Source organism: Solwaraspora sp. WMMD406 (assembly GCF_029626025.1).
GTDB lineage: Bacteria > Actinomycetota > Actinomycetes > Mycobacteriales > Micromonosporaceae > Micromonospora_E.
Genome location: NZ_JARUBF010000001.1, coordinates 5,427,280 through 5,451,731, shown reverse-complemented (window position 1 = coordinate 5,451,731; position 24,452 = coordinate 5,427,280). Strand labels below are relative to the sequence as shown.

Sequence of the window (24,452 nt, the reverse complement as noted above, 5' to 3'; positions counted from 1 at the left end):
TCGGCCTGTCATAGGTTGCGGCGGGCGGCTGTGGACGATTGTGCTGGGCCGTACCGTCGAGGAACCGGGCCCCGGCGAAGTACGGCCGATGGTCGCCGAGTCGTACGACGATCGGGTGAATTTCGGGTGTTCGCCAGGCGTACGGATAGGTAAACCTGGGCTGGCGGATGTTGGTTTCGCCACCGGCCCGTGCCGATTCCTCGAAACGTGCGCACCATCGGTGCGTGGGAGTCGGCGAGGCGTGCGGGCTCTTGGTGACCTCGACCGCGGCCCGAGGAGGAAACGGTGTGACCAAGGTGCTGTTCATCGCGGCGTGGGGCCGCAGTGGGACGACCGTGCTCGACAATATTCTCAATTCGCATGAATCAGTCTTCTCGGTCGGAGAGTTGACGTACATCTGGTCCCGAGGGCTGCGCCAGCGCCGTCCATGCGGCTGCGGCGCGCCCTTCCCCGAGTGTCCGCTCTGGCAGCAGATCCTGCGCGTCGCCTACGACGACGACCCGCCATCGGCCGCCGAGGTGTCCGCGCTCCAACGGCGCTCGCTGCGGATCCGGCACACGCCGACGATCCTGCGTACCCGGAACAATCCCGACGTCGAGCGTTACCGAGGCCTCATCGGCCGGCTCTACCGGGCCGTCGCGGACGTCACCGGAGCCACCCTGATCGTCGACTCGTCCAAGTCGCCCGCCGACGCGGCGCTGCTGTCGGGCGTCGACGGCGTCGAGCCCTATCTGCTGCACGTGGTGCGTGACCCGCGAGCGGTGGCGTTCTCCTGGTCCCGGCCGACGTCCCACCATGACGCGTCGACCCCCGGGCTGACCCACCGTCACGGCCCGGTCGACAGCAGCGTGTCCTGGCTCGGTTGGAACCTGCTCATCGAGGGGACCGCCCGGACCTATCCCCGCCGGCACCGGCGGCTGCGCTACGAGGACTTTCTGGCCGAGCCGAGGAACACCGTCGAAGAACTGCTCCGCTTCGTCGGCCTGCCGGACAGCGTCGGCTCCGCGCCGGCCAGTGACCCGTTCGCCGGTCCGTTCGCCGACCAACGGACGGTGTCGCTGCGACCCAACCACACGGTCTCCGGCAACCCGAGCCGGTTCCGGACCGGCGAGGTGTCGCTGCGCAGGGACGATCGCTGGCTCGACCAGCAGGACCGGCGTCAGCGGCTGATCTCCACCCTGGTGTCGTTGCCGTTGCTGCCGCGCTACCGCTACCCGCTCTGGCCCGGCCCGCGATGACCAGCTCCTGGCCGGCGGTACGGATCCGCGCGGTACGAATCGACGAACTGCCCCTGCTGTGTGAGATCGAGCGGGCCGCCGGGCCGGGTCAGGCGCCGGGCGGGCGAGCGGTCCGGGCGGGGGTGGCGATCCGCAGGTCCGCCTCGATCCTGGCCGTGGTGGCCAACAGATGCGGAAGCAGGTCTCGCCGGATCGACTCGACCGAGTTGCGACTGGCGTGCACCGAGATGTTCACCGCCGCCACCACCGTACCGACCCGGTCGCGGATCGGGGCGGCCACCGAGCGCAACCCTTCCTCCAGTTCCTGGTCCACGATGGCGTAGCCCTGGGCGCGGACCCTGCCGAGTTCGGCGCGGAGCGCCGCCTGGGTGTGCAGGGTCCGGTTGGTGAGCCGGTCCAGCCGGGTACCGTCCAGCCGGGCGGCCAGCTCCTGCTCCGGCAGGTGTGCCAGCAGCACCCGGCCGACCGAGGTGGCGTACGCCGGGAACCGGGTCCCCACGTTGATCGACACGGTCATGATCCGCGACGTCGGCACCCGGGAGACGTAGACGACCGAGTCGCCGTCCAGCACACAGACCGACGACGACTCGTGCACCTGGGCGACCAGACGTTCCAGGTGTGGCTCGGCCACCTCGGGCAGGGAGACGCTGGACAGGTAGGCGTAGCCCAGCTCCAGCACCCGGGGCGTCAACGAGAACATCCGTCCGTCGGTGCGTACGTACCCGAGGTCGACCAGGGTGAGCAGGAACCGCCGGGCGGCGGCCCGGGTCAGGTCGCAGATCCGGGCCACCTCGCTGAGGGTCAACTCAGGATGTTGGGCGTCGAAGGCGCGGATGACGGCCAGGCCCCGCTCCAGTGACTGGACGAAGTGGGCTTCCCGCTCGTACTCGCTCATGCGTCTTCCGTGGGGTCCGGCTGCGCCGTGGAGCCTGGCTGCGCCGTGGAGTCTGGCTGCGCCGAGCGGGTCTCGGCGAGCACCTGCTGAGCCACCCCGAACGCGGAGTTGGCCGCCGGCACACCAGCGTAGATGGCGGTGTGCAGCAGCACGTCGCCGATCTCCTTCTGCGTCAGCCCGTTGCGCAGCGCGGCCCGGACGTGCATCGCGATCTCGTCCTCGCAGCGCAGCGCCGTCAGCACCGCGAGGGTGACGAAGCTGCGGGTACGCCGGTCCAATCCGTCACCGGCCCACACCTCACCCCACGCGTACCGGGTGATGAAGTCCTGGAAGGCGGCGGTGAACTCGGTCGTGTTCGCCACCGCTCGGTCCACGTGCTGGTCACCGAGCACGGCCCGGCGGACGGCCATGCCGGTGGCGTGGGTGGAATCAACCGGCCGCTCGGTGCTCATCGCTGGATTCCTTTCGCCGGATCGGTCAGCTCGGGATCGACCCGTCCGGTCAGATGGTCCAGGATCAGCCGGGACACCCGCTCCGGCTGTTCCAGATTGGCCAGGTGGGCCGCGTCCGGCACGACGACCATGGTCGCGTCGGGGAGCGCGTCGACGATCGCCGATGCGTGCTCGGGCGGCGTCGCCGGATCGTCGGCTCCGGCGATCACCAGGGTCGGCGCCACGATCGACGGCAACACGGCGGTCAGATCGGCCCGCGCGAGTACGGCGCAGCAGCCGGCGTACCCCTCGGCCGGGGTCGCGGCGATCATCGCCCGGGCGGCGGCGACCGCCGCCGGTGCCCGGACCGCGAATCCCGGGGTGAACCATCGGGCGACCGCCACGTCGGCGACGGCCTCTGTTCCCCGGGCCCGCACGGTCGCGGCCCGCTGCCACCACGTCTGCGCCGGGCCGAACCATGCTGAGGTGCAGCTGAGCACCAGCCGGTCGACCCGCTGCGGTGCGTACGCGCCCAGCCACATGCCGATCATCCCGCCGAGGGACACCCCGGCGACGTGCACCCGGTCCAGACCGAGCTGGTCGAGCAGGGCGAGCGCGTCGGCGCCGAGGTCGGCGATGGTGTACGGGCCGGGCGGCACCGGCGAGGCACCGTGCCCCCGGGTGTCGCAGCGCAGCACCCGGAATCCGGCGTCGGTGAGCGCGGGGACCTGCGGATCCCACATCCGTCGGGTGCTGCCCAGCGAGTTGGCCAGCAGCACCACGGGACCATCGTCAGGGCCGACGAGTTCGTACGCCAGCTCGACCGGCCCGGCACCCGGCGGGCTCGGCTGCCCAGGCAGTGCCGGCTGCCCAGGCGGTGTCGGCTGCTCAGGCGGTGTCGGCTGCCCAGGCGGTGTCGACGAGGAGGGCGGTGTCGACGGGGCGGGCGAACGGGTCACGGTGTCACCTCCGGGTCGGGGTCGCGTCGGCGCGCTGCGTGCTCGTGTAGCGCCCGGTCGACGAGCTGGTCGGCGGCACCGAGGTAACCGGCCGGGTCGAGCAACTCGGTCAACTCGGCGCGATCCGGTGCCGGGGCCGACGGCGGCTCGGCGGCGCGACCGGGTGCCGCCGCCACCCGCGAGGGGCCGGCGAGTTCTGCCGCGAGCCGGTCGGCGAGTTCGGCACCGCTGGCGCTGTGCCGGGTCGCCCGGGCGACGATCTCGTGCGCCTGCTGCCGGCCGAGTCGCTGCGTCAGGAGCGCGCTGACCCGTTCGGCGAGCAACGCCCCGCCGGTGAGGTCCAGGTTGGACCGCATCCGGACCGCGTCCACCCGCAGCCCGTCCAGGCAGACCCGCAACCAGTACGCGGCCGAGCCGACCGATTCGAGTAGCGCCCGCAGCGGTCGCCACTCGGCGTGCCAGGCACCGGCCGCCCGCTGATGTTCCTGGGTCATGCTCGCCAGCAGCGTGGCGACCAGCCCGGGTGCCTGGCTGGCGCAGGCGATCACGGTGACCGCCGCGATCGGGTTGCGCTTGTGCGGCAGCGTCGATGAACCGCCCGGGCGTTCCTCGGCGAGCTCACCGACCTCGGTCTGCGCGTGCAGGGTGACGTCGCGGGCGATCTTGCCGAGGCTGCCGGCGGTGGTGCCCAGCGCACCGGCCAGGTCGGCCAGCCGGGTCCGGTCGGTGTGCCAGGGCAGGCTCGGCGCGGCCAGGCCGAGGTCGGCGGCGAACAGCTCCACCAGGCGCGGGCCGTCGTCGCCGAAAGCGGCGAGGGTGCCGGCGGCGCCCCCCAGCTGTACGGCGAGGGCCTGCCCGTCGACGAGGGTCAACCGGTCCGTGGCGGCGTCGAGCGCGCTCAGCCAGCCGGCGGCGATCAGGCCGAAGCTGGTCGGCAGCGCCTGTTGCAGCAGGGTCCGGGCGGGCAGCAGGGTGTCGCGGTGGGTTTCGGCGAGGCGGGCGGCGGCGGTGGCGGCTCGCTCCACGTCGTCGCGCAACGGACCGAGTGCCCGACGTGCGACCAGCATCGCCGCCGAGTCCAGAACGTCCTGACTGGTCGCGCCGGCGTGTACGTACCGGGCGTGGTCCGGTCCGACGGTGGCCCGCAGCGCCGCGACCAGCGGCACCACCGGGTTGCCGGCGTCGGTTGCCCCGGCGCCGATGGTCGCGGGGTCGAACGCGTGCTCCCGGCAGACCCGGGAGATCGTCTCGGCGGCCCGCTGCGGCACCGTACCGAGTCGGGCCTGGGCTCGGGCCAGGGCGGCCTCGACGTCGAGCAGGGCACGTAGCCACGCCCGGTCGTCGACGGCGGCGCGGACCGGGCCGGCGGCGAGCAGGTCGTCGAAGAGTCCGGTGGACAGCCCGACGGACGTCGACAGCCGATCGGGCACCTCGCCGCCGGTCGACCGGGGACCGGCGGCCGAGTCGCCGGACGGCGGGTCGAGGCCGGGGTCACCGGGGTCAGACGGCGAAGAAAACGGTTTCATGTTGGCCCTGCAGCCGGATGTCGAAGCGGTAGCCGTCCGGCCCGGCGGTCGCGATCAGCGTGTCGCGCCGCTGCGGCGGCACCTCGGCCAGTAGCGGATCGGCGGCGTTCGCTTCGATCTCGTCGGGGAAGTAGATCCGGGTGACCACCCGGTGCAGCAGCCCGCGCGCGAAGACCGACACGTCGACGTGTGGGGCTTGGAGCACCCCGCCGGGTCCGGGTACCGGTCCTGGTTTGCGGGTGTGGATCGCGTATTCGCCGGTGTTGTCGGTGGGGCAGCGGCCGAAACCCCGAAAACCGGGCGTGGCCACCGCGCCGCGCGGGTCGTCCGGGTGGTCGAACCGTCCCTGCGGATCGGCCTGCCAGGTCTCGATCAGTCCGTCGGGCACCGGGTCGCCGGCGCCGTCGAGGAGCCGGCCGCGCAACCAGACGCCGCCGGGTGTGCCCTCGACGACGACGAACGGTCCGTCCGGCCAGGGCAGACCGATGCCCAGGTACGGCCCGACGGTCTGCGCCGGGGTCAGGTCCCGCAGTTGGTCCCAGTACGCGGCCTGCGGGTCCTGACCGGTGGGGGCGGTCACGCTGGTCACGAATCCTCCGTCGGGGTCGCTTCGCGTCCACGCAGGACGATGTCGAACCGGAAGCCCAGCGCCCATTCCTCGACCGTGTTCGCCAGGTCGAAGGTGGCGATCAGCCGTCGCCGGGCGGCCGGGTCGGGGATCGAGTTGAACACCGGATCGTGGGCGAACAGCGGGTCGTCCGGGAAGTACATCTGGGTGACCAGCCGCTGGGTGAATGCCCGGCCGAACAGGGAGAAATGGATGTGCGCCGGCCGCCAGGCGTTGGCGTGGTTGCGCCACGGGTAGGCACCCGGCTTGATCGTGACGAACCGGTAGCGGCCCTGCGAGTCGGTCATCGCCCGGCCCACCCCGGTGAAGTGCGGATCCAGCGGTACGTCGTGTTGGTCCAGCTTGTGCAGGTAGCGTCCGCCGGCGTTGGCCTGCCAGACCTCGACCAGGGTGTCCGGGACCGGCCGGCCGTCGCTGTCGCGGACCTGGCCGTGCACGATGATCCGCTGGCCCTGTGCCTCGCCGTCCGGATGGCGGGTCAGGTCGGCGTCGGCGGCGGTGACCCGACCCTCGCCGAGCAGCGGGCCGGTCACCTCGGTGAGCGTCTGGGGCAGCAGGACCAGCGGCTGTCCGGGCGCGCGCAGCACGGTCGACTTGTAGCCGGGGGAGAGCAGCGGCGGGTGCACGGCGGCGTCGTCACGCCGGTAGCCGGGCAGGAGCAACCCGCCGGGGCGGTCCGCCCGTACGGGTGGGATGTCGGGCATGTCGAGCCTCCTTGGGCGCGGGGATCGCGTCGACCGGCGGGTCAGGGATCGAGCAGGTGCCGCAGTACGGCCAGCTCCTGATCGGTGGGCGCGGCGGTGGTGGTCAGGTCGGCGGTGACCCGCAGCGGCCAGCCGGTGGCCGCGACGGCCGTGTCGAGGTCGACTCCGGGATGCAGGTGGGTCAGGGTCAGTTCGCAGGTGTCCGGGTCGGGCCGCAGCAGGCCCAGGTCGGTGATGACCAGGGAGGGACCCCGGCCGCGCAACCCGAGCCGGGCCCGGTCGCCGGGACCGGCGCCGAACCCGACCGAGGTGACGAAGTCGACCCGGTCGACGAAGGCACGCCGGCTCTGCGGCACGATGACGATCACCTCACCGCAGGACGCCGCGATCTCCGGGGCACCGCCGGCGCCGGGCAGCCGTACCTTGGGGTCGGTGTAGTCGCTGCCGATCACCGTGGTGTTGATGTTGGCGTACCGATCGATCTGGGCCGCGCCGAGGAAGCCGACGTCGACCCGACCGGGCTGCAGCCAGTAGTTGAAGATCTCCGGCACCGAGACGACCGCGTCGGCGGTCTCGGCGAGCACCCCGTCACCGATGGACAGCGGCAACCGGTCCGGTTTGGCGCCGATGGTGCCGGACTCGTAGATCAGCACCAGGTTGGGGGAGTGGGTGCGGCGGGCCAGGTTGGCGGCGGTGCTCGGCCGGCCGATGCCGACGAAGCAGCGGACGCCGTCGCGCAGCGCCCGCGCGGCGGCCACCGTCATCATCTCGTCCGAGGTGAACCCCTCGGCCGTCGCCCTGCTGCTCACGCGGCACCACCGTACGCCGGATCGAGGTCGGTCGGGGGCAGGACGTGGGCGTCGAGCCAACGCTGGAACGTCTCGCGGTCCCGGCTGATCTCGTCCCATTCCCGGTAGTAGTGGTTGTCCCGGTCGCTGTAGCCCATCGCGTACGACGGGTGGGCGCCGCCGGGTGCCAACGCCACCTTGCTGATCGCCCAACCCGGCAGCATGATCGCCCCGGCCCGGGGCTTCAGCTCGTCGACGATCTCCTCGACGGTGACCAGTGATCGCCTGGCGGCCAGGACGACCTCCTTGTGCACCCCGGTGATGCCCCAGATCTGCACGTTGCCGTGCCGGTCGGCGTGCTGGGCGTGCACGATGCCGACGTCCGGGTTGAGCGCCGGTACGGCGGTGAGCACCTCGCCGGTGAACGGGCAGGTGATCGGGGCGATGGTGGGGGTCCGGTCGACCAGGTCGGTGCCGACGTAGCCACGCAGTACGGCGAACGGCAGGCCGGCGGCGCCGGCGACGTACCGGTTGGCCATGCCGGCGTGACTGTGTTCCTCGATCTCCAGCGGCCGGGGCCAGCCGCGTTGCACCGCGTCGCGGAAGCGGTGCAACGAGCCGACGCCGGGGTTACCGGCCCACGAGAAAATCAGCTTGCGGGCGCAGCCGGCGCCGATGAGCTGGTCGTAGACGATGTCCGGCGTCATCCGGATCAGGGTGAGATCGCGGCGGCCCTGACGGATGATCTCCTGTCCGGCCGCCGTGGGGATCAGGTGGGTGAACCCTTCCAGGGCGACGCTGTCGCCGTCGTGGACCAGTTCGGCGACCGCCTCGGCCAGTGAGGTTATTTCACCCATGCCTCATCCTCGGGTGGCTGCAGGAACATCCTCGGTGCGCTACAAGAACAGCTGTTCGACAAGCGAACGGTACGGGTGGCTTCGACGGCATGTCAACGCCGCCGGCTCCAGTCCAGCGGCAGCCCGACGTAGTTCTCGGCGAGCGTGGTCGCCGCCGCGGTGGACGTGGTCACGTACTCCAGCTGGGCCACCTGGAGCCGATGGCTGAATTCGTCGGCGTCGACCGGCTGGTGCAGCAGTCCGGTCATCCACGACGAGAAGTGCTGGACCCGCCACACCCGGCGCAGACAGCGGGCGGAGTACTCGTCCAGGCCCGTCTCACGGCCCTGGCGTAGCCAGGTACCCAACGCCTCGGCCAGGAAACGGACGTCGGCCACCGCCAGGTTCAGCCCCTTGGCGCCGGTCGGCGGAACGATGTGGGCGGCGTCACCGGCGAGGAAGAGCCGCCCGTGGCGCATCGGCTCGGTGACGAAACCGCGCATCGGGGTGACGCCCTGCTCCAGGATCGGCCCTTCGGTCAGGGTGAAGCCGTCCTCGGTCGCCAGCCGGGTGTGCAACTCGTCCCAGATCCGGGCGGCCGGCCAGTCCGACAACTCGGTGTGCGGGGGAACCTGCAGGTAGAGCCGGGTCACCTCGGTGCTGCGCATGCTGTGCAGGGCGAATCCACGCTCGTGGTGGGCGTAGATCAGCTCGTGTGCCGAGGGAGTGGCCCGGGCCAGGATGCCGAGCCAGCTGAACGGGTACGTGTGGTCGAAGATGCGCAGCGCGCCCTTCGGGACGCTGCCCCGGCTGACCCCGTGGAAGCCGTCGCAGCCGGCGATGACCAGGCAGCTCAGTTCGCGTATGGTGCCCTCGTGGGCGAACCGGATCACCGGGGCATCGGTGTCGATCCCCTCCAAGGTCACCTCGGATACATCGAACAAGATCTGTCCGCCGGCGGCCAGTCGGGCGGCGATCAGATCCTTGACCACTTCCTGCTGGCCGTAGACGGTGATGCGGCGACCATTGGTGAGACCGCTGAGGTCGATGCGCCGGGTGATGCCCTCGAAGCGCAGTTCGACCCCGGTGTGCACAAGTCCCTCGCGGGTCATCCGCTCGCCCACTCCGGTGTCGCGCAGCAGTTCGGCGGTGTCGTGCTCGAGCACGCCGGCCCGGACCCGACTCTCCACGTACGCCCGGGAGCGGGTCTCCAGCACGACGGACTCGATGCCCTCCTGATGCAACAAGTGGGAGAGCATCAGTCCGGCCGGTCCCGCTCCGATGATGCCAACCTGGGTGCGCACGGTGCTCCCTCCCCCTGCCGGAATCGCAGGGCATTTCCGAGATGTGACATTGACCTGAGCCAGGCCACATCGTACGTTCATCATAAGAACTACCGTTCGTTCAGCGAACATCCCCCGAACGCACCACATCATCACCCCCAACCTGGAGGTCCCATGCGACGGCCCCTCGTCGCCCTCACCATGGCCGCCGCGCTGCTGGTCGCCGCCTGCGGCTCCGACTCGTCCACCGACTCCACCGGTGCGGAAACGCTCACCGACGTCACCGTCGGCGTCATCCCGATCGTCGATGTCGCCCCGATCTACCTCGGTGACGAAAAGGGGTTCTTCAGCAAGCGCGGCATCAACCTCACGATGGAGAGCGGCCAGGGCGGTGCCGCCATCGTCCCCGGTGTGGTCAGCGAGCAGTTCCAGTTCGGCTTCAGCAACGTGACCTCGCTGCTCACCGCGCAGACCCGGGACGTACCGGTCAAGGTGGTCGCCAACGGCGTCGCCTCCACCGGCAACGCCGACGGCGACTTCGGCGGCGTCATCGTCGCGGGAGACAGCCCGATCCAGACCCCGGCCGACCTCGCCGGCAAGAAGATCGCCGTCAACACCCTCAAGAACATCGGCGACACCAGCGTGCGGGAATCGGTGCGCAAGGCCGGCGGCGACCCCGACGGCATCGAATTCGTCGAAATGGCGTTCGCCCAGATGCCCGCAGCGATCGAGAACGGCGACGTCGACGCCGCCTGGGTCGTCGAGCCCTCGCTCGCCATCGCCCGGGACGCCGGCGCGCGCGTCGTCGCCTGGAACTTCGTCGACACCGCCGCCAACCTGACCGTCGCGGTCTACTTCACCAGCACCAAGCTCGCCCAGGAGGACCCCGAGCTGGTCAGCGCCTTCGAGGAAGCGATGGCGGAGTCGCTGTCGTACGCCAACGCCCACCCGGACGAGGTGCGGACCGTGCTGCGTAGCTACACCGACATCGACCAGGCCATCCTGGATTCGATGACGCTGCCCATGTGGCCGACCGAGATCAACCGCGCGTCGATCCAGAGGGTCGCCGAACTCGGTCTCGCCGACGGCGTCTTCGAGACCGAGCCGGACCTGGACGCGCTGCTGCCGTGACACCGGCCGGCAACACCCCGGTAGGGGGTACCACCCCCTACCGGGACACGTCCCCGGCCGGCTCGTCCCCGGCCGGTTCCGGCCCGGACCACACCCGGGCCGCAACCGGTGGGCGGGGCGACCCGGCCGACCGGGCCGGCCGGCGTCGCCCGCCCGACGCCCTGCTCGGCCTCGCCGGACTGGTCGGCCTCCTCGCCCTGGCCCAGATCCTGCCCGCGACCCCGCTCGTGTCGTCCCGGTACCTGCCACCGGCCACCGAGATCGTCGCCGCCCTGATCGACCTGGTCGGCGACGACGCCTTCTGGACCGCGCTCGGCAGCACCCTGACCGCGTGGGCGATCGGCCTGGCCATCGCGGTCGGTGCCGGTGTCGGCGTCGGGGTGCTGATCGGCTCCGTACCACTGCTGCGGGCGGCGACCGCCTCCACCATCGAGTTCCTCCGCCCGATCCCGTCGGTCGCGCTGATCCCGCTGGCCGTGCTGCTGTTCGGCACCGGCATCGAATCCAGCCTGCTGCTCGTCGTCTACGCGGCGTTCTGGCAGGTGCTGGTCCAGGTGCTGTACGGCGTACAGGACGTCGACCCGGTGGCCGACGAGACCGCCCGCAGCTACGGTCTGGGCACCTGGGCCCGAGTGCGGCACGTCGTCTGGCCCACCGCCCTGCCGTACGTGCTGACCGGCGTACGGCTGGCCGCCGCCGTCGCGCTGGTCCTGGCCATCACCGCCGAGCTCGTCATCGGCGCACCCGGTCTGGGCAACCGGATCGCGGTGGCGCAGACCTCCGGAGCGGTGCCGCTGATGTACGCCCTGGTCGTCGTCACCGGACTGCTCGGCGTGGCGATCAACCTGGTCGCCCGGGCCGTCGAGCGACGGGTGTTGTCGTGGCACCAGTCGATGCGCGCCGAGGTGGCCGGATGACCGGTCTGCTCAAGCGGGGCGGTCTCGTCGTCGGGTTGCCGATCCTGCTGCTGGCCGCCTGGTGGTTCGCCACCGACGACAGCACCACGTTCTATTCGCCACCACTGCGCGAGATCCTGGCCACCTTCGCCGAGGTCTGGACCGTCGACCGCCTGCGGGCCGACGTACTGCCGAGTCTGTCGCGGCTGGCCGGCGGATACACGGTGGCCGTCGTCGTCGGAGTGGGTCTCGGCGTCGTCGTCGGCAGCTTTCGCGCCGTCCGAGCCGTCGTCGAACCGGTGTTGGAGTTCTTCCGGGCCATCCCACCGCCGGTACTGGTGCCGATCATCATGCTCTTCGCCGGGATCGACGACACCATGAAGGTCATGGTCATCGCCATCGGCTGCGTCTGGCCGATCCTGCTCAACACCGTCGAAGGGGTCCGGGCCACCGACGAGGTGCTGGCCGACACCGCCCGGGCGTACGGCCTGACCCGGCTTGCCCGGCTGCGTCACCTGGTGCTGCGCTCGGCCAGCCCGCAGATCGCCGTCGGCATGCGCCAGGCCCTGTCCATCGGCATCATCCTGATGGTGATCAGCGAGATGTTCGCGGCCAGCAACGGCCTCGGCTTCACCATCGTGCAGTTCCAGCGCGGTTTCGCGATCCCGGAGATGTGGAGCGGCATCCTGCTGCTCGGCCTGCTCGGGTTCGCCCTGTCGGTCGTGTTCCGGTTCGTCGAGAACCGGGCGTTGGCCTGGTACCACGGCCTGCGCCGCGTCCAGCGCGGCTCCTGACGGCCGGCCTTCGAAGGAGGAGATCGGGTCATGCTCGACGTGTCGGGTCTGCGGAAGGTCTACGACGGACGCCAGCGTCCGGTGGAGGCGATCCGCGACCTCACCTTCACCATCGACGCGGGCGAGCTGGTCTGCCTGGTCGGACCGTCGGGTTGCGGCAAGACCACCCTGCTCAAGTGCATGGCCGGGCTGCTGGCGCCGACTTCCGGCGAGGTGCGCCTGCGCGGGGCGGCGGTCACCGGGCCGCCGCCGGGGATGGCCGTGGTGTTCCAGGAGTACGGGCGCAGCCTGTTTCCCTGGATGAACGTGCGGGACAACGTGGAGCTGCCGCTGCGACGCAAGCGGATGCCTCGGACCCGGCGACGGGAACTCGTCGACGAGGCGCTGACCGCCGTCGGTCTCGGTGACACCCACCACGCCTATCCCTGGCAGCTCTCCGGCGGCATGCAGCAGCGGGTGGCGATCGCCCGTGCCGTGGCGTACCAGCCGGACATGCTGTTGATGGACGAGCCGTTCGCGGCGGTTGACGCCCAGACCCGGGCGGACCTGGAGGATCTGATCCGCCAGCTGTGGCAGCGGCTCGGGGTGACCATCCTGTTCGTCACACACGACATCGACGAGGCGGTCTACCTCGGTCAGCGGGTGCTGATCCTCTCCTCGTCGCCGACGGTGGTCCAGCAGGACCTGCCGATCGATCTGCCCGCCGTCCGGGACCAGTTGCACACCCGCGCCGATCCGCGGTTCACCCAGTTGCGTGGGCACGTCTACGAGCAGATCCAGGCGGCCAAGCGGGGCCACCGCCCGACGGTCACGTCGAGCGGTCAGCATTGAGCCGACGGTCGCGTCGAGTGGCCGTCACACCGGCGGCCGCGTCGAGTGGCCGTCACACCGGCGGCCGCGTCGAGCGGTCGTCACAGCGGTGGTCGCGTCGAGCGGTCGTCGCCGAGTCGAGGAGGAACCGTCGTGTCTGTCGCCTACCTGGTCGCCGGGGTCCGTACGCCCATCGGTCGGTACGCCGGGGCGCTCGCCGCCGTACGCCCGGACGACCTGGCCGCCCAAGTGATCCGCGAACTGACGCACCGGCACCCGACGGTGGACTGGGCGGCCGTGGACGACGTCGTACTCGGTTGCGCCAACCAGGCGGGGGAGGACAACCGCAACGTGGCCCGGATGGCCGCGCTGCTGGCCGGTCTGCCGCAGGAGGTCAGTGGCACCACGGTCAACCGGCTCTGCGGGTCCGGGTTGGACGCGGTGGCGATCGCCGCCCGGGCGATCGTCGCCGGTGAGGCGGACCTCGTGGTGGCCGGCGGGGTGGAGAGCATGAGCCGGGCGCCGTTCGTGCAGCCCAAGGCCGCGACGGCCTTCTCCCGCGCGGCCGAGATCTACGACACCACCATCGGTTGGCGGCTGGTCAATCCGCTGATGGCGGCGGATTGGGGCATCGACTCGATGCCGGAGACGGCGGAGAACGTCGCCGCCGAGTACGGGGTGGACCGGGCCGATCAGGACGCGTTCGCGCTGCGGTCGCAGCAGCGGGCGGCGCGGGCGCGCGACGACGGCCGGCTGGCGGCGGAGATCGTGCCGATCGACGTGCCGCAGGGGCGCAAGGGCACCGCCACCGTCTCGGTCGACGAGCATCCCCGCGAGACGACGCTGGAGAAGCTCGCCGCGCTGCCGACGCCGTTTCGCGCCGGCGGCACCGTCACCGCCGGCAACTCCTCCGGGGTCAACGACGGGGCCGTGGCACTTCTGGTCGCCAGCGCCGAGGCGGTGCGCCGCTACGGACTCACCCCGCTGGCCCGGGTACGCGGTGCGGCCACCGCCGGGGTGGCACCCCGGGTGATGGGTATCGGCCCGGTGCCGGCGACCCGCCGACTGCTCGGCCGCCTCGGCGTCACGCTGTCCGAGGTGGATGTGATCGAGCTCAACGAGGCCTTCGCGGCACAGGCGGTGGCGGTGCTACGGGAGCTGGGCCTGCCGTCGGACGCCGAACACGTCAATCCCAACGGCGGAGCGATCGCGCTCGGGCATCCGCTGGGCGCCAGTGGCGCCCGGCTCGCGCTGACCGCGGCGATGGAACTCGACCGACGAGGCGGCCGGCGGGCACTGTGCACCATGTGTATCGGGGTCGGGCAGGGGATCTCGCTGCTGCTGGAGGCTCCACGGTGACCGGCGCTGGAGGCATCGTGGTGACCGGGGTTCGCCGGATGCCGTCGGGCGGGTGACTGACATTGTCGTGAATCTGCCAACGATGCACATTCCACCGCCATGGCGTTACCATGAGCCCGCACGTTGTGAGGGGGCGTGCCGTGCGGGGCGGGCCGCGCGGAGATCCGCCGCGCGAGGAAGCTGAGGTCGCATGACGGAGCAGGCCAGCGAGGTCCCGGTCGGGGCCGACCTGATCAGCCTCCGGTCGCGGGCAGAAGTGACCGCGATGCCCGACGACGCCACCCTCCTCGGCCCAGGCATCGTCCACCTGTCACTGTGGCGGCCGGTCGGCCCGGGGGATCCACTGTGCCGGCCCGACGGCCTCGGCGACGTCGACGACCGGTCGGCACGCCTCGGTGAAGCCGCCCGCCACGACACCCGTCCGGGCTGACGATGCCGCCGTCCGACGTGGCAGACGCCGGCGGTGGTGCCGGTCCTGACAGCAGCGGCCTCGACGGCGCCGGTCGTTTCGCCCGGGACTGGGCGGCGGCGGCAGCGCGCCTCGGCTACCTGCGGCCGAGTGTCGCTGAGACCACGGACGTCCTGTACCGGCACACGCAACGGCTGGCTGCGGCGGTCCGGGCACCATCGTTCAGCGACCAGATCGGCCGCGACGTCGGTCGAGGGCTGGTCGAGGGACACCTGACCGATCCGGCGGTCCTCGACTGGTCGGTCCGGGCGCTCAGCGAGCGATTCCTGCCGCTGGTTCTGCCCGACCTGGTCGATTCGCCGTCTGCCCGGGAACGGATCAGTCACCTGCAGGGCGCCCTGGCCGAGGGCTTCTCGCGCGCGTTGCGGCACCGCACCTTCGATCAGCAGTCCAGTATCCGCCGGGCGGCGTGGACGGCACGCGACGCCGCGGAACAGGCGCTGCGCGACAGCGAGGCCCGGTTCCGGGCGGTCTTCACCGGTGCCGCGCTGGGCATCGGCATCGCCGACCTCGACGGCCGGATGATCGAGGTCAACCAGGCCTTCGCCGACCTGCTCGGCTACTCCGTCGACGAGCTGCGCGACGTCGACGTCGGGGCACTGTTCCATCCCGACGACGCCTCAGGGACGCGGCAGCTCTACAGCGAGCTGATCAAGGGCAAGCACGACAGCGTACGGATGGAGAACCGCTACTTCCGCCGGGACGGTTCCTCGGTCTGGACCGACCTGGCCGTGTCGTTGATCCGCCACGACGACGGCCGGCCGAGGTTCACCGTGGCGATGGTGGAAGACATCACCGACCGGTACGAGATGCAGGAGCGGCTACGTTTCCAGGCCGAGCACGATCCACTGACCGGGCTGCCCAACCGGACCCTGTTCTTCGATCGGCTGTCCCGGGCCCTGGCCGCACCGGACGAGCCGGACCGGCGGATCGGACTCTGCTTCCTCGACCTCGACGGATTCAAGTCGATCAACGACGGGCTCGGCCATGACGTCGGGGACCAGCTGCTGACGGTGGTGGCCCGGCGGCTGGCCGACTGTGTCGCCGGCCCGGGGCACCTGGTCGCCCGGATGGGCGGTGACGAGTTCGTGATCCTGGTGGACAGGTGCGCCGGCACGCCGCAGGTGACCGCTGTCGCGCAGACGGCGCTCACCGCGGTCGGAGCTCCGATTCACATCGGTGATCATCAGCTGACTGTCTCGGCCAGCGTCGGGGTCGTCATGTCGCCGGCGGCGGGCAACACACCTACCGAGGTGATGAAAGCCGCCGACACCACCCTGTACTGGGCCAAGGCCGAGGGCCGTGGCCGGTGGGCGTTGTTCGATCCGGTCCGCGCCGCACACCACGTCACCCGGTCCGCGCTGGCCGCGGCGCTGCCGGCGGCCCTCGACCGGGGTGAGTTCGTCGTCGAGTACCAGCCGATCACGCGGTTGCCGGACGGAACGATCACGGCGGTCGAGGCGCTCGTCCGGTGGCAGCATCCCGAACTCGGCCGACTCGGCCCCGATCGGTTCATCGGGCTCGCCGAGGAAACCGGGCTGATCGTCAGACTGGGCCGTTGGGTGCTGGAGCGCTCCTGCCGGCAGGCCAACGACTGGCGGGTGAACTTCCCCCGCCAGCCGATCGCGGTCAGCGTCAACCTGTCGGCCCGGCAGGTCAGCGATCCCCAGATCGTCGGCACGGTCGCCGGGGTGCTGACCCGGACCGGGCTCCCGGCCGACCTGCTGCAACTGGAACTGACCGAAAGCGCGCTGATGGCGCCCGGTGGCGAGCCGCTGCGGGCGCTGCGGCGGCTGGCGGGTCTCGGTGTCCGGCTGGCGATCGACGATTTCGGTACCGGCTACTCGAATCTGGCCTATCTGCGCCGCCTGCCCATCCATGTGTTGAAGCTCGCCGGTCCCTTCGTGGAGGGGATGCGGGCCGCCGGACCGGACGGAGACCGCGACGAGCGGATCGTCGACGCGTTGGTCCGGCTGGCCCACGCGCTCGACCTGACCGTGACCGCAGAGGCGGTGGAGACCCGCCAGCAGGCGACCCGGTTGGTGGCGCTCGGCTGCGACCAGGCGCAGGGCCGGTACTTCGGCGGCCCGGTGCCGCCGGCGGAGATCACCGCGTTGCTGGCGGCGGGCCCGGTGGTTCCTGACGGCTCGGCGGGTCCGGACGGTCCCGCAGCCGGGGCGCGGTGACAGCGGGCATCGGCTCGCCGGACCTCAGCCTGTCGAGTCGACCGGCCGACTGCCGGCAGAACGAGGTCAGAGCCGTGACCGCGACCCCGTACGGGCTCTGGTCGGCGTAGGCCGCGATCCGGTCGGCGGCCCGGGTCAGCAGCCGTGCCGCGCCGAGGTGGTTGCCCCGGTGGGCGTGGGTCAGCCCGACCGCCATCTGCGCCAGGCCGCGCCACAGTTCCCGCTCCGCCTCCGGGGCCGCCTTCCACGCGCCTTCGAGTATTTCGTGAGCGTGGAACGGTCGACCGGCGTCGAGTAGCCGTTGCGCGGTGTCCAGCGCGGCGTCGGGGGTGAGCACGAGGTCGTCCGGCGTGGTCGGCACGCCGGGTACGCCATGCGGCAGCGGCCGGCCCAGCTCGTCGCGGGGCCGGGCGTTGCGGGGACGTCCGGCCGAGTCTCGGTCCCGGGAGTGGCTGGCGGTCACCGCGTCAGGCGTTCTCGGTCAGCGGCAGTCCGGGAATCCGTTCGGCGCCGGCGTCGACGATGTCCACCGGCAGCACGGTACCCCAGCGCCGGTCGAGGACCACCCGTGCCGTGCAGGGCCACCGAGCCGGATCATCAGCTTCAGGGCACCTCGCACCGTGGCCGGAGGGCTGCCGGATCGGACGGTGTGCTGGAGATGGTGACGGCCCGCCGTCATCGACCCCGGTGGCCCGCCGACGGGTCGTGACCCGGACGCGTTACGTTCGGGGGCGAGCGGGGTAGGAGGCGGTCCACGCCCAGTGAGTCGATCAGGGCCCGGCTCACCGAGCGTATCCGGGCCGGTGGGATGCGCGACGATCCCAACACTGAAGGTGGTCGAGTGATGGCAGACGGCGATCGGACGGAGGATTCCTCCACCGGGCTGGCGCCGATGACCCATCCTGTGATCCCACCCGCGCTCGCCGCCGCGTTTGCCCACGGTGGCGACATGGGGGCCAGGATTCGCGACCACGACTGGAGCGCCAGCCCGCTCGGTCCGCCACAGACCTGGCCGGCCAGCCTCTGCCAGGCTGTAGCGATGATGCTCGCCTCCCAGGCGCAGATCGTGCTCTACTGGGGGCCCGAGCTTCGCGCCTTCTACAACGACGCCTATCTCCCCACGATCGGCGCGAAACACCCCGCCGCGCTCGGTGAGCCCGCCGCCGACCACTGGTCCGAGCTCTGGGACGTCCTCGAACCGTTGTTCGCCGGGGTACTCCGCGACGGCACGGCCTACCGGGGCACCGACCATCCCTTCATGCTGGAGCGGCACGGCTTCCTGGAGGAGACCTACTTCGACGTCTCCTACGACCCACTGCGTACGGGCGACGGCGCTGTCGGCGGTGTCTTCTGCATCGTCAGCGAGACCACCGGTCGGGTGGTGGGTGGCCGCCGGATGCGGACTCTGGCCGAGCTGGGCACCCAGTTGTCCAACCTGCAGAGCCAGGCGGAGCTGCACCGCGTGGTGGCCGAGGTCCTGGACACCTGTCGACAGGACGTCCCGTTCTCCCTGCTCTACCTCGGTGCGGAGGCCGACTCGGCGCGGCTGGTCGGGTTCAGTGGCGTCGCCGCCGAAGCGATCTCCGCGCCGCTGCACCCGGCCCGACCGCCGGCCGGGATCGACACGCACCACGCCGAGTCGGGCCGCGCCGCGACAGCGCTGCGGGGCGCCCTCGGGCAGGGCGCCCCGCAGACCGGGCGGATCGGCGACTTCGTCGCCGATCCGCCCGCGAACGCCGCCGAGGACGTACTCGTGCTCCCGATCTACGTGGTCAACGATCCGGTCGGTGCCCTGGTGGTCGGACTGAGCCGCCATCTACCCTTCACCACCGACTACCGCGACTTCTTCGACCTCCTTGTCGCGCAGATCGCCAACGCGGTGACCAGCCAACGGGCCTACCAGCACGAACGTGCCCGGGCGGCCGAGCTGGCGGCGATCGATCAAACCAAGACCGACTTCTTCGCCAACGTCAGCCACGAGTTCCGCACGCCGCTGACCCTGCTACTGGGACCGATCGAAGACCAACTCGCGGACCCTGATCTGCCAGCGGAGCGTCGCGACCAGACCGCGATGATGCACCGCAACGCGCTGCGGCTGCTCAAACTGGTCAACACGGTGCTGGACTTCTCCCGGCTGGAATCCGGGCGGGCGCGGGCGGCGTTCCAACCCGTCGACCTGGCCGACTACACCAACCGGTTGGCCAGCACCTTCCGTTCGGCCGCGCAGCGGGCCGGCCTGGACCTGGTGGTGGACTGCCCGCCGCAGTCGGTCGAGGTGTACGTCGATCCCGACCTGTGGGAGAAGATCGTCCTCAACCTGCTCTCCAACGCGCTCAAGTTCACCTTCGACGGAGCCATCACGGTGCGTCTACGGCAGCACGCCGACGCCGTAGAGCTGACCGTCGCTGACACCGGCGTCGGCATCCCGCCCGGCGATCTACCGCACCTGTTCGAGCGGTTCCACCGGGTGGCCGGCATTCGATCGCGCAGCCACGAGGGTACGGGGATCGGACTGGCGCTCGTCCGCGAGTTGGCGCAGCTGCACGGCGGATCGGTCGCCGTACGCAGCGAAGTCGGCCACGGCAGCGTCTTCACCGTCAGCGTTCCGACCGGCATCGCCCATCTTCCGCCCGGTTCGACGAGACGCAGCGGCCGACCGGCGGTACCCGGCGACCCCGCCCGGCTGCATCTCGCCGAGACCGAACGATGGACGGCCGGCACCCCCACCGCCGGGACTCCTGCCCTGCGCACCTCGGCGGCGACCCCGGTCCGCACCGACCGGGCGGGAAACGACGCACTCCGGTCACCGGACGGGACGGATCAGCCGCCCGGCCGGGTCCTGGTCGTCGACGACAACGCCGATCTGCGGGACCACGTCAGCCGGCTGCTCGCCCCGTACTGGCAGGTGGTGACCGCTGCGGACGGTGCCGCCGCGCTCGAACTCGCCATCCGTACCACCTATGACCTGATCCTCACTGACGTGATGATGCCGAACCTCGACGGCTTCGGCCTGGTGGCCGCGTTGCGGGCCGACGCACGGACCCGGCACGTACCGATCGTGGTGCTGTCCGCCCGCGCCGGGCCCGAATCGGCGGTCGAGGGTCTCGCCGCCGGTGCCGACGACTACCTGGTGAAGCCGTTCGCGGCGCAGGAGCTGGTGGCCCGGGTCCGCGCCAACGTGGAGCTCGGCCAGCTCCGGGGCCGGATCATCCGGCAACTGCGCGCCCTCGCCGACGCCGCCGTGGCGGTCAACACCGCCCAGACCACCCGCGAGGTGGTACGGGTGGCGGTGGACCATGTCCAGCGGTTGGTCCGGGCCGCGCGGGTGGTGGCGACCGCCCCCGGGGCCCGACACGAGGCGGACGGCGGCGGTCAACCGTCCGCCGAACCAGGCATCACCGTGCCGTTCATCGGAGCCACCGGTGAACGACTCGGGGAACTGCTGATCTGGCCCTACGACGGGGTCGCCACGGACATCGACGAAGCCGCGCTCGCCGAATTCTCGCGGATGGTCGGTCTGCGGTTGGGCAACGCCCGACTGTACGAGGCCGAGCATCGGATCGCCACCACCCTGCAACACAGCCTCCTGCCGCAGACCCTGCCCCGACTGCCCGGCGTCATGCTCGCCAGCCGGTACCTGCCGGGCAACGCCGAGGCCGACGTCGGCGGGGACTGGTACGACGTCGTGGAGGTCGGCGACGGCCAGCTCGTCGCGGTGATCGGGGACGTGGTCGGCAAGGGCGTGCCGGCGGCCGCGACCATGGGTCAGCTCCGTAACGCGCTGCGCGCGTACCTGCTGGAAGGGTTCGCCCCGGGAGAAGCGCTGACCCGGCTCAACCGGCTGGTGACCTCGACGAGTCAGCGTTCGCTGGCGACCGTCATCTGCCTGTGGTTCGATCCGCCGACCGGTGAGTTGCGGTACGCCAGCGCCGGTCACCCGCCACCGGTCGTGGTGCACGGTGACCGTGCCGAACCGCTGCACAGCCGAGCACTCGGTCCGCCGATCGGTGCGATCGCCGGCAGCACCTATCCCACCGTCACCGACCGCCTGACGGTCGGAACCCGCCTGCTGTGCTACACCGACGGACTGGTCGAGGACCGCAGCCAGGGGATCGACATCGGCCTGGACCAGGTGCGCGCGGACGCGCTGGCCGGCGGGGAGCACGTGGAGGACCTGGCGGACCGGCTGCTGCTCCGGGTCGCCCGCCGACCGAGGCGTGACGACATCGCGGTGTTGCTGCTCGAAGCGACCGATCTCGACCGGCTGACGCTGCGGCTGCCGGCCGAGGCGACGAAGCTGGCCCTGTTGCGCCGCCGGCTGGAGGACTTCTTCACGGCACACGGCATCGCCGACAACGACCAGTTCGACCTGACCGTGGCGATCTCGGAGGCGGCGGCCAACGCGATCGAACATCCGGTGACCCCGACCGAGACGGACATCTGGGTCGAAGTTGGTATCGACGGCGACGAACTCACTGCGACGGTACGCGACAGCGGCGGCTGGCGTACGGCCACCGACGCGGGCTTTCGCGGTCGAGGGCTCGCGCTGATCGAAGCACTGGCGGAGTTGCGCATCGACCGGGACGCACAGGGCAGCCGGGTCACCCTGCGTCGGCGGCTGGCCCAGCGATCGACGTCACGTTGACCACGGTCACGCCGGGCGGCCGAGGTCACGCCGGGCGGCCGAGCCGTCGGTCGACCGATCACGCCCGCTGGAGCCAGGGCTGCTCGCCGAGTCCGGAAATGTCGAGGATCCGGCGAACCTGCCGTGAGGGGAGTACCGTCAGCTGGTCCGGGAACCGGTCGGTGAGCCGGATCAACGCGTGGATGGCGGCCGAGTCGAAGAAGGACACCTGCCGCAGATCGAGGGTCACCTCTGTCGCGTCGGCGCGAGCCGCCGTCTGGAACATCGTCTCGGCGGTGGACATGTCCACCTCACCGCGGACGGTGACCGTCAGCCGGGTGCCGGCCAGGTCGGCGGTGGCGGAGAAGACAGGCTCCGAGCCCTCGTGATCCACGCAGTAGAAGATCGCACAACCGTGCGGATCCGGCAAGAATCGGAGCATCCGGTGCGGTCGGTGGCGGGGCGGTCGGCGGACCGGCGTCGGCGATAGGCTGGAGAACATGACCACCGTCCGCGCCCCTCTGACTCCCGGCGTGCTGTCCGCGTGGCGGCCGGTTCCGCCGCACATCGTCCGCCCGGAATACGTCGGGAAGAAGCAGCCCCGGCAATGGCGGGGTTCGCACATCCAGTCCGCGGAGACTATCGAACGCATGCGGATCGCCGGGCGGATCGCGGCGCAGGCCGTACGCCTGGCCGGTGAGTATTGCAAGCCGGGCGTGACCACCGACGAGATCGACCGGGTGGTGCACGACTTTCTCTGCGATCACGACGCCTATCCGTCGACACTGGGTTACAAAGGGTTCCCCAAATCCTGCTGTACCAGCCTGAACGAGGTCATCTGTCACGGAATACCGGATTCCACCGTGCTGATCGACGGTGACATCATCAACGTCGATGTCACCGCCTACCTCGGCGGCGTCCACGGCGACACCGACGCGACGTTCTGCGTCGGCGAGGTCTCCGAGGAAGCGCGGTTGCTCGTCGAGCGCACCCACGAGGCGATGATGCGTGGGATCCGGGCGGTCGCTCCCGGCCGCCAGATCAACGTGATCGGACGAGTCATCGAGTCGTACGCCCGGCGGTTCGGCTACGGCGTGGTGCGTGACTTCACGGGGCACGGCATCGGCGAGGCCTTCCACAGCGGGCTCTACGTCCCGCACTACGACAGCCCACGGCCCACCGACGTCATGGAGCCGGGGATGACATTCACGATCGAGCCGATGATCACCCTCGGCACCCACGAGTACGACCTCTGGAGCGACGGCTGGACGGTGGTGACCAAGGACCGGCGCTGGACCGCCCAGTTCGAGCACACGATCGTGGTCACCGAGGACGGCTTCGAGATCCTGACCCTGCCTTGACATCTCCCCTGCTGAAGCAGGGACATGGTTCTCCGTGGGCGCGTTGGTGGCCCGCTTCACTCGCCGCCGGTGGTGGCGAAGCGGTCTGCGGCAATTCCTGCTCGGCCCGGCGGGGGCAGCCGCGACGTACCTGGTCGGGCGGCTGATCGGTGGCGGGATCGGGGCCTTCTGACCAGGAAGTCCGTCGCTCACGGGACGCAGACCGGGGCGGGGGCGCTCAGCTCGGCCGTCCCGGCCAGGTCGGTACGGCCGGGTCGATCCCGGCGGCCTGACGCCAGCGGGTGGCCTGGACGGCGTACTCGACCAGGGCGGCGAGCGCCTGTTCCCGTTCGGCCCCGGTGCTGACCGGTAACACCGCGCGCCAGATCGCGGCGGTGCGCTCCTCTACCTCGGCCGCGAGTCGGATCGCGCTGTCGCGGTCGGTGACCGGGAACGGTGTCTGGTAGGCCGGCTCGATCGGCGTCGGGCTCGATCCGGCGTTTCGGAGAATCAGTTCGTCCCGGCGGGCCCGGTGCGCGGCTTCGGCCGCCCTGGCCTGGTCGGCCGCTGCACCACTGAGCTGTGCGCCGACGATGCCGTAGGCGAAGATCGCCGTGTACTCCGCGGTCAACGCCGCGCCCCATTCATCGGTCACCGCCTGGTCTCCCTTCGTCCGCGTCGGCCGGGGGCTGGTCGTCGTGGCGTGGCTGGTCGTCCGGTCACCGCAGCAACTCCAGGTGGCAGGCGCGGGCCGCAGTGATCGAGCCCAGCATCGCGGCGCGGTCGGCCGGCGCGGTACGGCAGGCGGCCGCCGCGGCCGTGCCGGCCTGTTCCTCGCTGGTTCGCAGCGCCGACCGGGTCGCCGCGAGGTCGACCGGTGGACTGGGTGCGGCCTGGGTGGTGGTCGACGGTCCGGGCGCGGCGGCGGTCGCCGATCCGGACGGGTCCGGCAGCGGGATGTCGGTGACCCGGGCGAGTTCCCGCGCGTGCGCGCGGTGGGTCGCGGCGACGGTCAGCACTGTCGCGGACAGTTCCGGAAAGGCCGCGATGGCGGCGTCGTACTGGTCGGCCAGGGCGATGGTGTCGGCGAGCAGTCCGGCCAGCGGGTCTGGTTCGGGTGTCGGTTCCGGGTCGGCACCGAACAGGTCGCACGCGGAGAGCCCGGCCGGTACGGCGACCGCGAACAGCGCCCCGGCCGCGAGTCGTCCCAGCCCTCGTCGGGTCCAGCCCGGTGCCGTGGTCGGTGCGGCGTGCATGGCGCTGTCCGGTGTGCCTGCGGCGGGCGGCCCGGTGGCGGACCGATGGTGGTTGGAGCTGAACACCGGGCTAGTCAACACCATCCGCGGTCGTCGGCGTGGCGCGACTGGCTGACACGTTGAGTGATCTTGATGTCGCCGAAAGGCAGAACCCGTGGCTGTGGGTGCCATCGAGGATGCTGAAGTGCGCCGTACCCTCACCGCGCTCGGCGCTGGCGCGGATCGTCGGTGCGCCGGTAGGCCGATCGGCTCAGCTGCGCGTTAGGCTCTGCCCAGCCGTGGGCGAGTCGCGCCCGGCG

At 71.3% G+C, this 24,452-nt stretch carries 23 protein-coding genes and 1 pseudogene; 11 read left to right on the top strand and 13 right to left on the bottom strand.

The annotated features are described in order from the left end of the window. Positions 1-287 precede the first annotated feature (287 nt). On the top strand, positions 288-1,238 hold the full coding sequence (locus O7632_RS24085) for a sulfotransferase (protein WP_278117455.1): 951 nt from the start codon (positions 288-290) through the stop codon (positions 1,236-1,238). An 88-nt stretch (positions 1,239-1,326) separates the two neighbouring features. Here O7632_RS24085 and O7632_RS24080 read toward each other — a convergent pair whose 3' ends face one another. The 9 genes from O7632_RS24080 to O7632_RS24040 form a co-directional block, all read right to left on the bottom strand. Continuing rightward, positions 1,327-2,133, bottom strand: coding sequence for an IclR family transcriptional regulator C-terminal domain-containing protein (locus O7632_RS24080; RefSeq protein ID WP_278117453.1), 807 nt, complete (start codon positions 2,131-2,133; stop codon positions 1,327-1,329). Further along, positions 2,130-2,585, bottom strand: coding sequence for a 4-carboxymuconolactone decarboxylase (pcaC, locus tag O7632_RS24075; RefSeq protein ID WP_278117452.1), 456 nt, complete (start codon positions 2,583-2,585; stop codon positions 2,130-2,132). Before pcaC ends, O7632_RS24080 begins: the two co-directional genes overlap by 4 nt. Next, positions 2,582-3,523 (bottom strand): 3-oxoadipate enol-lactonase, encoded by a 942-nt coding sequence (gene pcaD, locus O7632_RS24070; protein ID WP_278117450.1) that lies wholly within the window; start codon positions 3,521-3,523, stop codon positions 2,582-2,584. Before pcaD ends, pcaC begins: the two co-directional genes overlap by 4 nt. Next, the gene (pcaB, locus tag O7632_RS24065) at positions 3,520-5,049 is read right to left on the bottom strand and encodes a 3-carboxy-cis,cis-muconate cycloisomerase (protein WP_278117448.1); all 1,530 of its coding nucleotides are present in this window, start codon (positions 5,047-5,049) and stop codon (positions 3,520-3,522) included. Before pcaB ends, pcaD begins: the two co-directional genes overlap by 4 nt. After that, on the bottom strand, positions 5,024-5,638 hold the full coding sequence (pcaG, locus tag O7632_RS24060; RefSeq protein ID WP_278117447.1) for a protocatechuate 3,4-dioxygenase subunit alpha: 615 nt from the start codon (positions 5,636-5,638) through the stop codon (positions 5,024-5,026). Before pcaG ends, pcaB begins: the two co-directional genes overlap by 26 nt. Further along, entirely contained in the window at positions 5,635-6,381 is a 747-nt protein-coding gene (gene pcaH / locus O7632_RS24055; protein WP_278117446.1) for a protocatechuate 3,4-dioxygenase subunit beta, read from the bottom strand. The genes pcaG and pcaH overlap by 4 nt, the downstream gene beginning before the upstream one ends. A gap of 41 nt (positions 6,382-6,422) precedes the next feature. Continuing rightward, the gene (locus O7632_RS24050; protein WP_347403644.1) at positions 6,423-7,148 is read right to left on the bottom strand and encodes a CoA-transferase; all 726 of its coding nucleotides are present in this window, start codon (positions 7,146-7,148) and stop codon (positions 6,423-6,425) included. Positions 7,149-7,186: 38 nt separating this feature from the next. After that, positions 7,187-8,026 carry a CoA transferase subunit A gene (locus tag O7632_RS24045; RefSeq protein WP_278117444.1) on the bottom strand — a complete coding sequence of 280 codons (840 nt, stop codon included), beginning with the start codon at positions 8,024-8,026 and terminating at the stop codon, positions 7,187-7,189. A 92-nt stretch (positions 8,027-8,118) separates the two neighbouring features. Next, a complete protein-coding gene (locus O7632_RS24040; RefSeq protein ID WP_278117442.1) occupies positions 8,119-9,309 on the bottom strand; it encodes a 4-hydroxybenzoate 3-monooxygenase in 1,191 nt (396 codons plus the stop codon). 153 nt (positions 9,310-9,462) lie between these two features. Between O7632_RS24040 and O7632_RS24035 the strand changes: the two genes are divergently transcribed. From O7632_RS24035 to O7632_RS24005, 7 genes are all read left to right on the top strand, one after another. Further along, complete coding sequence (locus O7632_RS24035; protein WP_278117440.1) at positions 9,463-10,419, top strand: ABC transporter substrate-binding protein; 957 nt, start codon at positions 9,463-9,465, stop codon at positions 10,417-10,419. Then, positions 10,416-11,336 carry an ABC transporter permease gene (locus O7632_RS24030; RefSeq protein ID WP_278117438.1) on the top strand — a complete coding sequence of 307 codons (921 nt, stop codon included), beginning with the start codon at positions 10,416-10,418 and terminating at the stop codon, positions 11,334-11,336. The genes O7632_RS24035 and O7632_RS24030 overlap by 4 nt, the downstream gene beginning before the upstream one ends. Beyond that, a complete protein-coding gene (locus O7632_RS24025) occupies positions 11,333-12,109 on the top strand; it encodes an ABC transporter permease subunit (RefSeq protein ID WP_278117437.1) in 777 nt (258 codons plus the stop codon). Before O7632_RS24030 ends, O7632_RS24025 begins: the two co-directional genes overlap by 4 nt. Before the next feature lie 30 nt (positions 12,110-12,139). Then, on the top strand, positions 12,140-12,940 hold the full coding sequence (locus tag O7632_RS24020; protein WP_278117435.1) for an ABC transporter ATP-binding protein: 801 nt from the start codon (positions 12,140-12,142) through the stop codon (positions 12,938-12,940). A gap of 132 nt (positions 12,941-13,072) precedes the next feature. Beyond that, a complete protein-coding gene (pcaF, locus tag O7632_RS24015) occupies positions 13,073-14,278 on the top strand; it encodes a 3-oxoadipyl-CoA thiolase (protein WP_278117433.1) in 1,206 nt (401 codons plus the stop codon). Between the two features lie 190 nt (positions 14,279-14,468). Next, the gene (locus O7632_RS24010; RefSeq protein WP_278117431.1) at positions 14,469-14,708 is read left to right on the top strand and encodes a hypothetical protein; all 240 of its coding nucleotides are present in this window, start codon (positions 14,469-14,471) and stop codon (positions 14,706-14,708) included. 17 nt (positions 14,709-14,725) lie between these two features. Next, a complete protein-coding gene (locus O7632_RS24005) occupies positions 14,726-16,933 on the top strand; it encodes an EAL domain-containing protein (RefSeq protein ID WP_278117429.1) in 2,208 nt (735 codons plus the stop codon). Here the strand turns inward: O7632_RS24005 and O7632_RS24000 are convergent. Beyond that, positions 16,854-17,396 (bottom strand): DUF309 domain-containing protein, encoded by a 543-nt coding sequence (locus O7632_RS24000; protein WP_278117427.1) that lies wholly within the window; start codon positions 17,394-17,396, stop codon positions 16,854-16,856. The two genes, O7632_RS24005 and O7632_RS24000, sit on opposite strands and share 80 nt — an antisense overlap. 381 nt (positions 17,397-17,777) lie before the next feature. Between O7632_RS24000 and O7632_RS23995 the strand changes: the two genes are divergently transcribed. After that, positions 17,778-21,578 (top strand): SpoIIE family protein phosphatase, encoded by a 3,801-nt coding sequence (locus O7632_RS23995; protein ID WP_347403595.1) that lies wholly within the window; start codon positions 17,778-17,780, stop codon positions 21,576-21,578. Between the two features lie 58 nt (positions 21,579-21,636). Here the strand turns inward: O7632_RS23995 and O7632_RS23990 are convergent, their stop codons facing one another. Further along, positions 21,637-21,987, bottom strand: coding sequence for an STAS domain-containing protein (locus O7632_RS23990; RefSeq protein WP_278117425.1), 351 nt, complete (start codon positions 21,985-21,987; stop codon positions 21,637-21,639). Positions 21,988-22,057: 70 nt separating this feature from the next. Here O7632_RS23990 and map point away from each other — a divergent pair, with 70 nt between their 5' ends. Together map and O7632_RS23980 are read left to right on the top strand one after the other, a co-directional pair. Then, positions 22,058-22,918, top strand: a complete 861-nt coding sequence (map, locus tag O7632_RS23985) for a type I methionyl aminopeptidase (protein ID WP_278117423.1) — start codon at positions 22,058-22,060, stop codon at positions 22,916-22,918. 37 nt (positions 22,919-22,955) lie between these two features. Then, a pseudogene (locus tag O7632_RS23980) lies at positions 22,956-23,090 on the top strand (hypothetical protein); the annotation flags it as partial. A gap of 45 nt (positions 23,091-23,135) precedes the next feature. On the opposite strand, the gene O7632_RS23975 reads toward O7632_RS23980, so the two are convergent. Together O7632_RS23975 and O7632_RS23970 are read right to left on the bottom strand one after the other, a co-directional pair. Further along, positions 23,136-23,552: a ferritin-like domain-containing protein gene (locus tag O7632_RS23975; RefSeq protein WP_278117421.1), complete on the bottom strand. Its 417-nt coding sequence runs from the start codon at positions 23,550-23,552 to the stop codon at positions 23,136-23,138. A gap of 64 nt (positions 23,553-23,616) precedes the next feature. Beyond that, positions 23,617-24,219, bottom strand: coding sequence for a hypothetical protein (locus O7632_RS23970; protein ID WP_278117419.1), 603 nt, complete (start codon positions 24,217-24,219; stop codon positions 23,617-23,619). Positions 24,220-24,452 lie beyond the last annotated feature (233 nt).

What these genes read in the sequence shown, in the direction of transcription:
- O7632_RS24080 (WP_278117453.1), bottom strand. Translation starts at nt 2,133, where the DNA reads ATGAGCGAGTACGAGCGGGAAGCCCACTTCGTCCAGTCACTGGAGCGG.
- pcaC (WP_278117452.1), bottom strand. Translation starts at nt 2,585, where the DNA reads ATGAGCACCGAGCGGCCGGTTGATTCCACCCACGCCACCGGCATGGCC.
- pcaB (WP_278117448.1), bottom strand. Translation starts at nt 5,049, where the DNA reads ATGAAACCGTTTTCTTCGCCGTCTGACCCCGGTGACCCCGGCCTCGAC.
- pcaH (WP_278117446.1), bottom strand. Translation starts at nt 6,381, where the DNA reads ATGCCCGACATCCCACCCGTACGGGCGGACCGCCCCGGCGGGTTGCTC.
- O7632_RS24050 (WP_347403644.1), bottom strand. Translation starts at nt 7,148, where the DNA reads ATGATGACGGTGGCCGCCGCGCGGGCGCTGCGCGACGGCGTCCGCTGC.
- O7632_RS24045 (WP_278117444.1), bottom strand. Translation starts at nt 8,026, where the DNA reads ATGGGTGAAATAACCTCACTGGCCGAGGCGGTCGCCGAACTGGTCCAC.
- O7632_RS24035 (WP_278117440.1), top strand. Translation starts at nt 9,463, where the DNA reads ATGCGACGGCCCCTCGTCGCCCTCACCATGGCCGCCGCGCTGCTGGTC.
- O7632_RS24025 (WP_278117437.1), top strand. Translation starts at nt 11,333, where the DNA reads ATGACCGGTCTGCTCAAGCGGGGCGGTCTCGTCGTCGGGTTGCCGATC.
- O7632_RS24020 (WP_278117435.1), top strand. Translation starts at nt 12,140, where the DNA reads ATGCTCGACGTGTCGGGTCTGCGGAAGGTCTACGACGGACGCCAGCGT.
- O7632_RS24010 (WP_278117431.1), top strand. Translation starts at nt 14,469, where the DNA reads ATGACGGAGCAGGCCAGCGAGGTCCCGGTCGGGGCCGACCTGATCAGC.
- O7632_RS23995 (WP_347403595.1), top strand. Translation starts at nt 17,778, where the DNA reads ATGGCAGACGGCGATCGGACGGAGGATTCCTCCACCGGGCTGGCGCCG.
- map (WP_278117423.1), top strand. Translation starts at nt 22,058, where the DNA reads ATGACCACCGTCCGCGCCCCTCTGACTCCCGGCGTGCTGTCCGCGTGG.